Annotated in this window: 11 protein-coding genes; 7 read left to right on the forward strand and 4 right to left on the reverse strand. The window is 69.6% G+C overall.

The genetic code is table 11. The features are described from left to right. Positions 1-110 precede the first annotated feature (110 nt). Together C693_RS20880 and C693_RS20885 are read right to left on the reverse strand one after the other, a co-directional pair. Positions 111-1640 carry a site-specific integrase gene (locus C693_RS20880; RefSeq protein ID WP_083868202.1) on the reverse strand — a complete coding sequence of 510 codons (1530 nt, stop codon included), beginning with the start codon at positions 1638-1640 and terminating at the stop codon, positions 111-113. 151 nt (positions 1641-1791) lie between these two features. Next, entirely contained in the window at positions 1792-4692 is a 2901-nt protein-coding gene (locus C693_RS20885; RefSeq protein ID WP_017460570.1) for an EAL domain-containing protein, read from the reverse strand. A gap of 328 nt (positions 4693-5020) precedes the next feature. Between C693_RS20885 and rocF the strand changes: the two genes are divergently transcribed. The 7 genes from rocF to C693_RS0102015 all read left to right on the forward strand — a co-directional run bounded on the left by rocF (position 5021) and on the right by C693_RS0102015 (position 10732). Beyond that, a complete protein-coding gene (gene rocF, locus C693_RS0101985; RefSeq protein ID WP_017460571.1) occupies positions 5021-5935 on the forward strand; it encodes an arginase in 915 nt (304 codons plus the stop codon). A 16-nt stretch (positions 5936-5951) separates the two neighbouring features. After that, entirely contained in the window at positions 5952-7316 is a 1365-nt protein-coding gene (locus C693_RS0101990) for a tryptophan--tRNA ligase (protein WP_017460572.1), read from the forward strand. A gap of 7 nt (positions 7317-7323) precedes the next feature. Continuing rightward, on the forward strand, positions 7324-7647 hold the full coding sequence (locus tag C693_RS0101995; RefSeq protein WP_017460573.1) for a hypothetical protein: 324 nt from the start codon (positions 7324-7326) through the stop codon (positions 7645-7647). 132 nt (positions 7648-7779) lie between these two features. Next, on the forward strand, positions 7780-9009 hold the full coding sequence (locus C693_RS0102000; RefSeq protein WP_017460574.1) for an MgtC/SapB family protein: 1230 nt from the start codon (positions 7780-7782) through the stop codon (positions 9007-9009). 92 nt (positions 9010-9101) lie between these two features. Next, the gene (locus tag C693_RS20890; RefSeq protein WP_017460575.1) at positions 9102-9506 is read left to right on the forward strand and encodes a globin; all 405 of its coding nucleotides are present in this window, start codon (positions 9102-9104) and stop codon (positions 9504-9506) included. A gap of 60 nt (positions 9507-9566) precedes the next feature. Beyond that, complete coding sequence (locus C693_RS0102010; protein WP_017460576.1) at positions 9567-10091, forward strand: M48 metallopeptidase family protein; 525 nt, start codon at positions 9567-9569, stop codon at positions 10089-10091. A gap of 2 nt (positions 10092-10093) precedes the next feature. Next, positions 10094-10732 carry a DUF6348 family protein gene (locus C693_RS0102015; RefSeq protein ID WP_017460577.1) on the forward strand — a complete coding sequence of 213 codons (639 nt, stop codon included), beginning with the start codon at positions 10094-10096 and terminating at the stop codon, positions 10730-10732. Between the two features lie 168 nt (positions 10733-10900). Here C693_RS0102015 and C693_RS0102020 read toward each other — a convergent pair whose 3' ends face one another. Together C693_RS0102020 and C693_RS0102025 are read right to left on the reverse strand one after the other, a co-directional pair. Further along, positions 10901-12250 carry a dihydrolipoamide acetyltransferase family protein gene (locus tag C693_RS0102020; RefSeq protein WP_017460578.1) on the reverse strand — a complete coding sequence of 450 codons (1350 nt, stop codon included), beginning with the start codon at positions 12248-12250 and terminating at the stop codon, positions 10901-10903. Positions 12251-12272: 22 nt separating this feature from the next. Further along, positions 12273-13253: an alpha-ketoacid dehydrogenase subunit beta gene (locus tag C693_RS0102025; RefSeq protein ID WP_017460579.1), complete on the reverse strand. Its 981-nt coding sequence runs from the start codon at positions 13251-13253 to the stop codon at positions 12273-12275. Position 13254 lies beyond the last annotated feature (1 nt).

A 13254-nucleotide genomic window follows, 5' to 3' on the forward strand; every position in this document is an offset into this window, starting at 1 on the left:
TTCGCCATTGATGCAATATCAATTGCCCCGACTTCCCTCGGTGCTCGGCTGTCGCGGCTTCCCAGCTATCCGCCTGCGCTGGGTCGCAAGCTGGGTCGCACAGCCTCCGTTTACTTTTCCCCCTCGAGGATCTCGCCCAGCGCGCGGTCCAGCGCTTCCAGCGCCTGCCGCTTCTCCGGGAGGTACAGCTCCGGGTTGTTCCGGTAGTGCTTGCCGGTGACGCCCGCGACGCCGTGGCTTTGCAGCCGGTCCGACTGTTCCTCGGGGATGCCTTCGGCCTGCATCAGTTGCGTGCAGGTGCGCCGCAGGTCGCGCGGGGTGAATACAGCGATCTTGGTTCCGTCGATCAACGCATGTTCGGATTTGCGCCACTTGCGCACCGCGCTCGCCGGCGACGCGATGTCGATGTGCCGGTCTGGACTGGTCGACCACGGCCAGGGGCGGCTGCCGCTCTGCGCGCGCACGCGCTCGAGAATCTCGGCCATGCGATCGGTCATCGGGACCAGGTGCACGCGCGGCTGGCCGCCGCGGCCTTTGCGATCGATCAGCGACACCACGCGCTTGTCCGTGTCGTAGGATGCCCAGGGCTCGCGCGCGAGCTGGTGCGTACGCTGGCCGCCGCTGGCGATGGTGAACCGCAACAGGTCGGCCATCACCGGCCCCACGCCCGAAACCTGGTCGATCGTCAGCCAGAACTGCCGCAACTCGGCGCGGGATAGCGCGCGCTCCCCGGGTGTCGACTTTGACTCCCGGGGGATGGAGGCCACCGGGTTGTGCTTGATGCCGTAGGTACGCGGCACGGTGCGTGCGACAGAGTTCTCGGATTGGATGCCGTAGACGAATGCCGCCCGCAGGAATGACTGCACCTTCGCAGCGGCGCCCTGTGCGCCGTTCTTGGATACGCGGCCCTTGCTGCCTCGGCCGGTGGATGGCCGCGCGGTGCCCTCGTGATAGATGGGGTGAAGCAAGGCGACGACGTGCGCCGGCTCCACATCCTGCGCCTTCATCGCCAGCAGGGGCGGGGCCTGTCGCTTGAGCGTGTCCACCAGGCGTGACCACTCGGCCGCCTGCCGCTGCGCCACCGGGGCGCGGTTCTCGCTGCCGGCCTTGCGCCACGCGATGTAGTCGCACAGCAGGTCCTCCAGCGATCCGCGTTCGCTCTTGACTGTCTGCAGGTGTTTGGCGACCGCGCGCTCGCTCACCGGATCGTGCCCGGCATGAATGAGCGCGAGCACGCGGTTTGCTTCCTCGCGCGCGTGCGCCAGCGACAGCGCCTCGAGGCCGGTCGGGAAGCCTGCCCGCTGCTTGGCGTCGTAGGGGGCTGAAGCACCCTTCACGTAGCGCCCCAGGCGGATGCGGCGCACGCCGACATCGGGGATGCGCTTCACCAACACCCAGGTCATCGCGCCGCCAGGAGACACGCGCAGCGCGAGCCCGCGCACCGCGGCATCGGGGATGTCCATTTGCTTGTCGCTCGGCCGGATGGCGTCGAGCTGCTTCTGTGTGAGGCTGATTCGCACTGTAGGCATAAGGCAACACCAGGCAACAAAAGGGCGCGTCAGTGGGTGGTCTGCCGCGTTCCCCCATGTTACCCCGTGTGCGGCACAAATGGCTCCATAGCTGGATTTGCAGCCGATCATGGTGGAACATCGAGCACCACCAAAGAACGCAAACAACGCGTTTGTAATCAGTAGGTCGCGGGTTCGATTCCTGCTGCCGGCACCAGGTCATCCGTTGAAGGCCGCGCTTGCGTGGCCTTTCCGTTTTCGGGCGTGCGGAGCCGCCTGCCGTTTAGCCCGCGTCGGATCGCGACTCGGCAGGATGCTGACCGGATGTACGCGGGGCAGGGTCCTGGCCGGCCTTCCTGGCCGGCCGCTTCGTCGGATGCAGCGCGGCCGCCGAGCCCTCGCTGCGGTGCCCGAGCAGTTCGCCCAACGGCACCGGGCGCGCCACGCCGTGCCCCTGCACGTAGTCCACGCCCATCTCGCGGAGCAGATCGCGAGTCGTATCGTTCTCGACGAACTCGGCAATCGTCCGCAGACCGAAGATCTTGCCGATCTGGTTGATCGAGTCGACCATGGCGCGGTCGGCCCGGTCCGAGCGCATCTGGCGCACGAAGGCGCCGTCGATCTTCAGGTAGTCCAGCGGCAGATGCTTGAGATATCCGAAGGACGCCATGCCGGAGCCGAAGTCGTCCAGCGCGAAGCGGAATCCGCGTGCACGCAGGAGTCCGATGAATTTCTGCGCCTTGTAGATCTCCGAGATCACGGCAGTTTCGGTGACCTCGAAGCAGATGCGCCCAGGAGACACCTGCTGTTCCGCGGCCATGGCCAGGATGTTTTCGGCAAAGCGCAGATCGCCGAGGCTGGCACCAGACAGGTTGATCGCGCAGGTGTGCACGTTCTCCATGCCGATCCGTCGCAAGGCGCCGAAGGTGGCGCAGACCACCCAGCGATCCACCGCCTGGATGAGTCCGTAGCGCTCGGCGGCGGGCAGGAACACCGAGGGCGGAATCAGCCGGCCGCCGGGTTCGCGCATGCGCAACAGCACTTCGAAGTGCAGCGGGGCGCCGGCGGCCGGTGCGGCAGGCTCGATCCGCTGCGCGTACAGACAGAAAAGGTCCTGATCCAGTGCCTCGCGAACGCGGGCAGTCCACTGCACCATGCCGCGCCGGCGGCTCAGGTCGGCGTCGGTTGAGCGGTAGATCTGGATACGGTCGCGTCCTTTTTCCTTGGCGAGATAGCAGGCCGCGTCGGCCGCGCGGATGATGGCGGACAGGTCCTCGAAATCCGTGCCGATACCGACCAGTCCGATGCTCACGCCAACCGAGAAGGCGCGGCCATCGGCGTAGAAGCGGAAGCGCGATACCTGTTCGCGCAGCGCCTCGGCGACGCGCGCGGCATGTCGGAGCGTGCAGTCGTGAAGCAGTACGCCGAACTCGTCGCCGCCGAGCCGGGCCAGCGTATCGCCGTTGCGCAGGCTGCCCGGCATCAGGCAGGAAAGCTGGCGCAGCAACTCGTCGCCGGCCACGTGCCCGCAGGTGTCGTTGACGATCTTGAACTGGTCCAGGTCGAGAAACATCAGGGCATGGGGTACCCCGGTGCGACGGACCTGCTCCAGCGCCGCGCCCACGCGGTGTTCGAACTCGCTGCGGTTGATCAGGCCGGTCAGCGGGTCGTGCGTCGCCTGGTAGGTGATCTGTGCAGCGCTGGCCCGTTCCTGCCGCGCGTCGCGCAGCACCAGCACCGCGCCCCGGGTGCTGCCGTCCTGGCCCAGGATCAGCGAAGACGAGGCGTCAGCGGGAACCTCGCTGCCGTCGGGAAGCAGCAGTGCAGCACGGGCGGTCAGCGTCACCGGGTGCACTTCGGCCAGGGCCAGTGCGACCGGGTTGTCCAGTTCCTGCCGCGAGGCCTCGTCGATGAAGCGGCAGAGCGACGTCGCAGGTGCGCCATGCACGGATTCCCCGCTGGTCTGCAGCAGCGCTTCGGCACTCGGGTTCATGTAATCCACCCGCCCCTGGGCGTCGGTGGTGATCACCGCCTCGCGGATCGACTGCAGGGTCACGAGGGCCCGCGCCTTCTGTTCGAACAACTGCTGCTCGGCCAGTCGCTGCTCGGTGATGTCCCGCATCGCGCCGGCCAGGCGGGTGCGCCGGCCATGTTCGTCGCGCATGGCCCCGCCCTGCAGGCGGATCCAGCGGGTTTCGCCGTGCGCCGACAGCAGGCGATAGTCGCACTCGTGCCCATCGTCGTCGCCGTCATCGGCGTTCACGCGGTGCGCGAACAGCGGACGGTCGACGGGGTGGAGCAGCTCCAGCATCCGTGCCAGTGGCACCAGCTCGGGCCAGTCAGGGTAGCCGAGTGCCGCCATGAAGCCCGGTGAGAGATGCACGGCCGCCCGGTCGACGTCGATGTCCCAGATCCCATGCCTGCTGGCCGCAATGGCGAGTTTCTGCCGTGCCTCGCTGAATTCGAGCGAAGCTGCCATCCGTCGCTCGCTGGCAACGGTACCGCGTGCCCGGGCCAGTCCCGCCCCGGTCAGCAGGGCGGCGCACATCAGCGTCACCAGCTGCAGCAGGGCCTCGGCCTGGCGCGACGCCTCGCCGAGTGCGGCGGAGAACTGCTTCTCCAGTGGAGTAGTGGCGCGATCGATGGCGCGAACCCTTTCCAGCGCCAGCACGGCGCGCGCCTGCCCGCCATGCTCGACCCGCTCGCGGATCTCCGCCGCTACCCGCATCAGGTCGAGGATCCGGGCGTCCGCATCGCGCCAGATGGCGATGGCACGCGCGACCGGGCCGTAGCCATGGAAATAGCGATAGAGCCGGATCATCCGCGGGAAATCGCCGGGATGATTGCCGCCCTGGGCGAAACCTTGCCCGACGACGCCGAGGTCCGGTGCCGGCTTGTCCAGTTCCATCCGTGCGGCGTGGTCGCCGAGCGGGACCGCGATCGCCTGCAGGTATCCCGCATAGTGCCGGGCATCGCCGGTGCGGACGTACAGCTCCAGCTGCCGCACTGCTTCCTTCTGTCCCTTGGTCCACAGGCTCTCGCCGCCGACGTATGCGCGCGCGGCCGAGAGCGTGTCCATGCTGAAAAAGGACAGCAGGACGAGGAATGTGATGATCGACAGGAAGGGCCAGGTGATGGCGAGGACCCCTTTCGCGACCGTCCTGGCCGATGGGTGGGTGGACATGCGGACTCCGGGAGCTTCACGACCTCCAAGGGGATTTCAGATGGTCCGGATACCTGCCCCAGCCGGGCGGGGCGGCCTCGCCGGGGCCGGATCCGGGCCATGTCACGCTTTCGGCATCGGCATGGCGTCACTTGAGTCGCCGGGGCCGGCCCCGGCGCGATGCGCCTGAAAGCCCGCCCGACGCGGGTTAGAATGGGCGTTCAACCACGCCGGGCGTGCCTCGCACGTCCGGTACGGCGGGGCGGCGGCTCCCCGCTTTCACCGCGCAACGGCGCAACGTCCGCGCTTCCGGCAGACGGGGGCGGACGCTCCGATACGACGAGGCATCATGAGCAAGCAGAGCATTTCCCTGATTGGCGTTCCCACCGATATCGGCGCGGGTCATCGTGGCGCGTCGATGGGACCGGAGGCTTTGCGCGTGGCCCGTTTGGGCGAGAAGCTGACCAAGCGCGGGCTGCAGGTGCACGACCGAGGCAACCTGGCCGGTCCGCTCAATCCGTGGCAGCCGCCGACGGATGGCTACCGCCACCTGGCCGAGGTCGCCGCCTGGAACCAGGCGGTGTTCACCGCGGTGCAGGCCGAGCTCGCGGCCGGGCACCTGCCGATCATGCTCGGCGGCGACCACTGCCTGGCGATCGGTTCGATCGCCGCGGTCGCCGGCCATTGCCGCGCGCAGGGCAAGTCGCTGCGCGTGCTCTGGCTGGACGCGCATTCGGATTTCAACACCGCACTGGCCACGCCCTCGGGCAACATCCACGGCATGCCGGTGGCCTGCCTGTGCGGCAACGGCCCGAAGGAACTGGTGCAGATCGGCGGCCACGTGCCGGCGACCACGCCGGACGTATTCCGGCAGATCGGCATCCGCTCGGTGGACGATATCGAGAAGCAGCTGATCCGCGACGCCCAGGTGCAGGTGTTCGACATGCGCCACATCGACGAGAACGGCATGAAGCGCACGATGGAGCTGGCGCTGGCCGGCATGGACGCGGACACCCACCTGCACGTGAGCTTCGATGTGGATTTCCTCGACCCGACCATCGCGCCGGGCGTGGGCACCACGGTGCGCGGCGGCCCGAACTACCGCGAGGCGCAGCTGTGCATGGAGATGATCGCCGACACCGGCCGCCTGGGTTCGCTCGACATCGTCGAGCTCAACCCGGCCTACGACAAGCGCAACCAGACCGCCAAGCTGGCGGTGGACCTGGTCGAATCGCTGTTCGGCAAGTCCACCCTGATCCACTGAGCGGCAGCGCGCATCCATGCAGACCCGAGTCCTTACCGGCATCACCACCACCGGCACGCCGCACCTGGGCAACTACGTCGGCGCGATCCGCCCGGCGATCGCCGCCAGCCGCCGCGACGAGGTAGACGCGTTCTACTTCATGGCCGACTACCACGCGCTGATCAAGAGCGACGACCCGGCGCGGATCGAGCGCTCGCGGCTGGAGATCGCCGCGACGTGGCTGGCCGCGGGACTGGACCCGGAACGCGTCACCTTCTACCGGCAGTCGGACATCCCGGAGATCCCGGAGCTGACCTGGTTCCTCACCTGCGTAACCGCCAAGGGCCTGCTCAACCGCGCGCACGCCTACAAGGCGGCGGTGGACAAGAACCTCGCCGAGGGCGAGGACGCCGACGCGGGCATCACCGCCGGCCTGTACATGTACCCGGTGCTGATGGCCGCGGACATCCTCGCCTTCAACGCGCACCAGGTGCCGGTGGGGCGCGACCAGATCCAGCACATCGAGATGGCGCGCGATATCGCGCAGCGCTTCAACCACATCTATGGCCGCGACTTCTTCGTGCTGCCGGAGGCGCTGATCGAGGACCAGGTGGCGACGCTGCCCGGCCTGGACGGCCGCAAGATGTCCAAGAGCTACGACAACACCATTCCGCTGTTCGCCGCGGGAGCGAAGGGCATGCGCGAGGCGATCATGCGCATCGTTACCGACTCGCGGATGCCGGGCGAGCCGAAGGATCCGGAAAGCTCGGCGCTGTTCACCATCTTCCGCGCTTTCGCCAGCGAGACCGAAAGCCAGGCGTTCCGCACTGCGCTGGAAGAGGGCATCGGCTGGGGCGAGGCCAAGCAGGTGCTGTTCGAGCGCATCGAGGCCGATGTCGCGCCGATGCGGGCGCGCTACGACGAGCTGATGGCGAAGCCGGCGCAGATCGAGGCGGCATTGCAGGAGGGCGCGCGCAAGGCGCGGGCCATCGCCCGGCCGCTGGTGGCCGAGTTGCGTGATGCGATCGGTCTGCGTTCGGGCGCGATGGTGCCTGCCGCCACGCCTGCTGCCGCACCGGCGGCCCGGGCGGACAAGCCGCCGCGCTTCGCCAGTTTCCGCGATGGCGACGGCCGCTTCCGCTTCCGCCTGTTCTCCGGCGACGGCGAGGAACTGTTGCTGTCGCAGCCGTTCGACGACCCGAAGGCGGCCGGTGTGGTGCAGAAGCGCCTGCGGTCGCTGGGCGGAGCCGCCGCGGTGGTGCAGACCTCCGCGGCCGGCACGATGCTGGAACTGGACGGCGTCGCCGTGGCCCAGTTGCAGCTCGGCGCCGGTGAAGCGGCGGCCGACGAGGCGCTGGTGCGTCTGCGCCAGGCGCTGGACCAGCTGGCTGCACAGGACTGATCTCCCCATGCGCTACCTCGCCCTGCTGCTGCTCGCGCCCTGGCTCGCCGTACTCGGCTGGGCCTATTTCGCCTACCCGAAAAGCCTGCCGCGTACCGTGGGGCGGCGTGCGTTCGACCTGACCGCGCTGCTCGCGGCCGCGGTCGCCACGGTCGGTGCGGCCGTGCTCGGCTACGAGGCGGTTGAACTGCCCCACGTCGACCAGTTCGGCCGGGCCAGCGGAGCGATCTGGCAGCAGGTGTTGCCGGCGCTGTACGGCTACGGCGCCTGCGTGGCGGTCCTGCTGCTGGCGCTGGGACTGCGCTGGCTGGTGTGGGGGCGGCGTCGCTGACGCACGCAAACGGTGCCGGCTGCGGCATGATCGGCTGCATCGGGCTGGCCCGTTCCGGAGAGTCCCCTTGTCGTCCCTCGCTTTCACCATCGTCGCCCGCCGTATCGCCGGCCGCCGTCGGAGCGTGACGCGGTGAACGGGTGGGTCGGCCTGGCGGTGGCGCTCGGCATCGGCCTGCTGATGGGCGCCGAGCGTGAGCGCCGCAAGGGCGTGGGCACCCAACGGGCGGTGGCCGGCATCCGCACCTTCGCGGTGGTGGCCGTGCTGGGCGCGGTATGCGCCAGCGTGGACCTGCGCCTGCTGGTCGCGGCGCTGCTCGCGCTCACCGGGCTGCTGGCGGTCGCCTATGCGCGCGACCGCAGCGAGGATCCCGGGCTGACCACGGAAACCGCACTGATCGCCTGCCTGGTGCTGGGCGGCATGGCGGTGGAACACCCGGCGCTGGCTGCCGCCACCGGCGTGGCGGTCACCGGGCTGTTGGCATCGCGCGACTGGCTGCACCGTTTCGTCAGCGGTGTGCTGACCACTGCCGAACTCAACAATCTGCTGGTGCTCGCTGCCGCCACCCTGATGGTGCTGCCGCTGATTCCGGATCGCGCGATGGGGCCGTTCGGCGCGATCCAGCCGCACACGATCTGGATCATCGTGATCCTGGTGATGGCGATCGGTGCCGCGGCACACGTGCTGCTGCGCTGGCTGGGCAGCGGTCTCGCGCTGCCGCTGGCAGGTCTGCTGTCAGGCTTCGTCTCCAGTGCCGCCACCATCGGCGTGATGGGAGCACGCGCCCGCAGCCTGCCGGACCAGCGGCCGCGCGCGGTTGCCGCCGCCGTGTTGTCCACCGTGGCGACCTTCATCCAGATGTCGGTGATCCTGGCGGTGGCGGATGTGCATGTGCTGCAGCGGCTGGCCGTCCCGTTGCTCGCTGGCGGCCTGGCGGCCGCGCTGGTGGCCGTCATCGTCCTCTGGCGGACCCGTCATGCCGACGATGGCCGGGCGATCGAGGCCGGGGCCGCGGCCTTCAGCCTGAAGGGTGCGCTGATCCTCGGTGCGACCATCGCCGCGGTGCAACTGGTGGCCGCAGCGCTGCGCGCATGGCTGGGCGATGGAGGGCTGCTGCTCACCGCGGCGGTCGCCGGGCTGGCCGATACCCACGCTCCGGCTGCAAGCTTCGCCACGCTGTCTGCCCAGGGCAGCATCGCACCGGCGCAGGCGGTGGCACCGATCGTCGTGGCGCTGACCACCAACACCGTCTCCAAGGCCGTGATCGCCGCCGCCGCCGGCGGCCGGACGTTCGCCCGCCCGGTGATCGCTGGCCTCGCGGTGGTGCTGCTGGCGACCTGGGCCGGTTTGCTGCTCGCCTGATCGCGGTCAGGTGCTTGCGGCGCTGCGCCCCATCGAACTCCGTGCGCGCGGCCGCTAACGTGGGCGGCTGATCGAACGCGGTATTCCCCCTCATGACCGACAGTTACGACGACCTGCAGGCGAGCTACGGGCGCTGCCTGCGCAAGGGCCACTTCATCGAGCGCTTCTACACGCTGTTCATGGGCAGCCACCCGGACATTCCGCCGCTGTTCGCGAACACCGATTTCAGCAAGCAGAACATGGCGCTGCGGCGAGGCATCAGCTCGGCGATCGTGCACGCGGCCGGCAGCCGGCTGGCCGAACGGACGATGGCAGGGATGGCCGACGTACACGGCTCGCGCGGCCGCGCGCCGGTGCCGCCGGCGCTCTATCCATACTGGGTCGACAGCCTGATCGCCGCAGTGGCGGAGTTCGATCCGGAGTACACGCCCCAGCTTGGCCAGCGCTGGCGCCAGGCGATGGACGCCACCACGGCGTTCTTTGTCAGCCGCTACTGAGCGGCATTCCGGCGGACGACGGGCTCGGCGCCCGTCGCCCGTCGTGCGAACATCGCGGTCATGACCGCGCTTCGCTATCTCCAGGGCTACCCCGACCACCTGCAGGACCAGGTGCGCACGGCGCTGGCCGCCGGCCGGCTCGGCCGCTGGCTGGCCGAACGCTATCCCGAGCGCCACGACGTGCAGAGCGACAAGGCGCTGTACGCCTACACCATGGCGCTCAAGCAGTCCCATCTGCGCAACGCGCCGGGCATCGACAAGGTGCTCTACGACGCCAAGCTCGACGTGGTGAAGAACGCGCTCGGCCTGCACACCGCGATCTCGCGCGTGCACGGCGGCCGGCTGAAGGCGAAGAAGGAGATCCGCGTCGCCTCGGTGTTTCGCCAGGCACCGGCCGCGTTCCTTGAAACCATCGTGGTGCACGAGCTGGCGCACCTGAAGGAGCTGGACCACAACAAGGCGTTCTACCAGCTGTGCGAACACATGCTGCCGGACTACCACCAGCGCGAGTTCGACCTGCGCGTGTACCTCACCTGGCGCGACCTGGCGCCGCCGGTCGATGCCACCGGCGAAGAAAAGGAATGACGATGGATGACGCGGCCCTGCAGGGCACCCTGCGCCGATTGTTCGAACGCCACGGGGTGGAACTGGAGCCGGACGAGGACGGCTGGCTGCTCACCGACGGCGACTTTCCCGCGATCCGTGCGCACTGGCGTCCCGGCACGGGCGCGGACCCCGGCCGGCTTGACGTCGATGTGGTGGTGGACGAGGAGCGCTGCCTGGAAGACAGCTTTGCCGGCGCCGACGCACGCGAAGCGCTGGCGGCGTTCGAGCAGTCGAGTTTCCACCTGCTGCTGGCCGCTTGCTGGTATCTCACCGACGACCGGCGCATGCGCATCGCCGCATGGGACATCGGCGTGCGCACCTGGGACGTGTTCGTCGGGCCGCTGGTGATGCGGCCGCCCGCCAGCGAGCCGTTGCCCACGCCGGCCGACGCCGCGCTGGCCCTGCAGCAGGCGGTGGCTCAGCTCCCGCTGGCCCCGCAACTGCACTGGATCCACCTGTTGCATCGCCGAACGGGCGACGGCGCCGTGACCCGCGAGGCGCTGCTCGACGGGGAGCCGTGGCCCGCCGGCACGGCGATGCTGGAGGCCGGCGCGTGGCCGGAACTGTCGCCGGACACCGCGGCGCGGCAACTGGTGCTGCTGGACGTGCGCGACTACTGAACACGCCTAGCTGGTAGGAGCCCGCTCGCGGGCGATGCTCCTGCTCCTGATGCACGTCGAGGCCGAAGAGCATCGCCCGCGAGCGGGCTCCTACGGATAGACGGGCAGCCCAAAAAAAGCCCGGGAGGCTCGCGCCTTCCGGGCTTTTCATTTCACTGGCCGGCTGAATCAGTTCGGCAGCGCCATATCGTCCAGCAGCGCCTTGAGGAAGCGCGCGGCTTCGCCGCCGGTGGCGGCGCGATGGTCGAAGGTGAGGCTGATCGGCATGCGGCGGTGCACTTCGATGCCGCCGATCACCGCCACCACGTCGTGGCTGAGCTTGCCCGCGCCAATGATCGCCACGGTCGGCGGCACCACCACCGGGGTGGCGTAGCGGCCGGCGAACATGCCGAAGTTCGACAGGCTGATGGTGTAGCCGGACAGCTCGGTCGACGGGATCGAGCGGTCTTCCACCTGGGTGCGCAGACGCTTGATCGCCGCGCGCACGCCGGTGCCGTCGAGCATGTCGGCGTTGCGCAGGGCCGGCACGAACAGGCCGTCGTCGGTATCCACGGCGATGCCGATGTCCACGTGCGGATGCAGGGTGCGGGTCAGGTTCTTGCCGTCGAACCAGGCGTTCAGCGCCGGCACCGCCTTGCAGGCGGCGACGATCGCGCGCACCAGGCGGGCGGTGATGTCCTGCTTGCCGATCCAGGCGTGCAGGTCGGCGTCGTCGACCAGGGTGGTCGGCACCACGTTGGCGTGGGCCTCGGCCATCACCCGCGCCATGTTCCGGCGCACGCCCTTGAGCTGCTCCGGCTGGCCGCTGGCGGTCTGCGAGGGCGGGGCGGTACGCACCGGCTTGCCGGCCAGCGAGACCGCGGTGCGCGAGGGCGCCGGGCCCGGCTCGGGCAGCTGCGGGGCCAGGTGGCGACCGGCCGACTCCGGCACGGCACGCGCCGGTGCGGCGCCGAGCGGGGCGCTGCCGTCGGCGGCGGCCTGCTTGACGTCCTGAAGGGTGACCACGCCGCCGGCGCCGCTGGGGCGCACGCGGGTCAGGTCGACCTTGAGCTTCTTCGCCAGCGCGCGCACGGCCGGCACCGCCTTCACGCCGCCGACGTCGGCGGCCTGCTCGACGTGCACGGTGTTGCCGCTGACCATGGCGCCGACCACGGTGCCCTCGTCCTCGCGGTCCGCGGTGGCGGCCGGGGCGGGAGCCGGCGCGGGGGCGGCTTTCTTCGCCGGCGCGTGGTGGTGGCCGGTCGGCTCGGCCTCGGCGCGCTGCTTGGCGTTCGGGTCGGGCTCGAAGTCGGCCAGCGCAGCGCCGGTCTCGATGATGTCGCCGGCGGCGCCGTGCAGTTTGGCTACCTTGCCGGTGTACGGCGAGGGCACGTCGACCACCGCCTTGGCGGTCTCCATCGACACCAGCGGGGCGTCGAGCTTGACGGTGTCGCCTTCCTTCACGTGCCACTCGACGATGGTGGCGTCGGGCAGGCCTTCGCCGAGGTCGGGCAGGTGGAATGTCTTGATGTCAGCCATGGGGGTTCGATCCGTTGAGGGGTTAGCTGGCAGCCAGCGTGCGCAGGGCGGCGTCGACGATGCGCGCGGTGCTCGGCATCTGCTTCATTTCCAGGCGGTACAGCGGCGTGTGGATGTCGTAGCCGGTGACGCGCTCGACCGGGGCGAGCAGCTCGTACAGGCACTCCTCGGCCACGCGCGCGGCGATCTCGGCGCCGAAGCCGGCGGTCTTCGGGGCCTCGTGCACGATCACGCAGCGGCCGGTCTTGCTGACCGACTCGGCGATGGTGTCGAAGTCCAGCGGGGTCAGCGTGGCGACGTCGATCACCTCGGCGCTGATGCCCTGTTCGGCCAGCTCATCGGCGGCCTCCAGGCATTCCTTTACCGGCGCTCCCCAGGTCACCAGGGTCACGTCGGTGCCGTCGCGCAGCACGAAGCACACGTCCAGCGGCAGCGCCTCGCCGTCGTCCGGCACCTCTTCCTTGTACTGGCGGTAGATGCGCTTGGGCTCGAAGAACATCACCGGATCCGGATCGCGGATCGCCGCCAGCAGCAGGCCGTAGGCGCGCGCCGGGGAGGAGGGCATCACCACGCGCAGGCCGGGGATGTTGGTGAACAGGTGCTCGTTCGCCTCGGAGTGGTGCTCGGGGGCATGGATGCCGCCGCCCCAGGGGGCGCGGAACACGGCCGGCACGGTCAGGCGGCCGCGGGTGCGGTTGCGCATGCGTGCGGCGTGGCAGGCGATCTGCTCCATCATCGGGTAGATGAAGCCCTCGAACTGCGCCTCGGCGACCGGCTTCATGCCCTGCACCGCCATGCCGACGGTGACGCCGGCGATGGTGGTCTCGTCCAGCGGCGTGTCGAGCACGCGCAGCTCGCCGAACTTCTGCTGCAGGCCCTGGGTGGCGCGGAACACGCCGCCGTTGACGCCGACGTCCTCGCCCAGCACCACGACCGAGTCGTCGTGGGCCATCTCGTAGGCGAGCGCCTGCGTGACTGCTTCGATAAGGGTGATCTGTGCCATG

Origin of the sequence: Dyella ginsengisoli LA-4 (genome assembly GCF_000334915.1) — a bacterium.
Taxonomy (GTDB): domain Bacteria; phylum Pseudomonadota; class Gammaproteobacteria; order Xanthomonadales; family Rhodanobacteraceae; genus Dyella_A; species Dyella_A ginsengisoli_A.

Bases quoted from the DNA above. Each gene is read 5' to 3' on its own strand.
- C693_RS20880 (WP_083868202.1), bottom strand. From the start codon at position 1,640: ATGATCGGCTGCAAATCCAGCTATGGAGCCATTTGTGCCGCACACGGG.
- C693_RS20885 (WP_017460570.1), bottom strand. From the start codon at position 4,692: ATGTCCACCCACCCATCGGCCAGGACGGTCGCGAAAGGGGTCCTCGCC.
- rocF (WP_017460571.1), top strand. From the start codon at position 5,021: ATGAGCAAGCAGAGCATTTCCCTGATTGGCGTTCCCACCGATATCGGC.
- C693_RS0101990 (WP_017460572.1), top strand. From the start codon at position 5,952: ATGCAGACCCGAGTCCTTACCGGCATCACCACCACCGGCACGCCGCAC.
- C693_RS0101995 (WP_017460573.1), top strand. From the start codon at position 7,324: ATGCGCTACCTCGCCCTGCTGCTGCTCGCGCCCTGGCTCGCCGTACTC.
- C693_RS20890 (WP_017460575.1), top strand. From the start codon at position 9,102: ATGACCGACAGTTACGACGACCTGCAGGCGAGCTACGGGCGCTGCCTG.
- C693_RS0102010 (WP_017460576.1), top strand. From the start codon at position 9,567: ATGACCGCGCTTCGCTATCTCCAGGGCTACCCCGACCACCTGCAGGAC.
- C693_RS0102015 (WP_017460577.1), top strand. From the start codon at position 10,094: ATGGATGACGCGGCCCTGCAGGGCACCCTGCGCCGATTGTTCGAACGC.
- C693_RS0102020 (WP_017460578.1), bottom strand. From the start codon at position 12,250: ATGGCTGACATCAAGACATTCCACCTGCCCGACCTCGGCGAAGGCCTG.
- C693_RS0102025 (WP_017460579.1), bottom strand. From the start codon at position 13,253: ATGGCACAGATCACCCTTATCGAAGCAGTCACGCAGGCGCTCGCCTAC.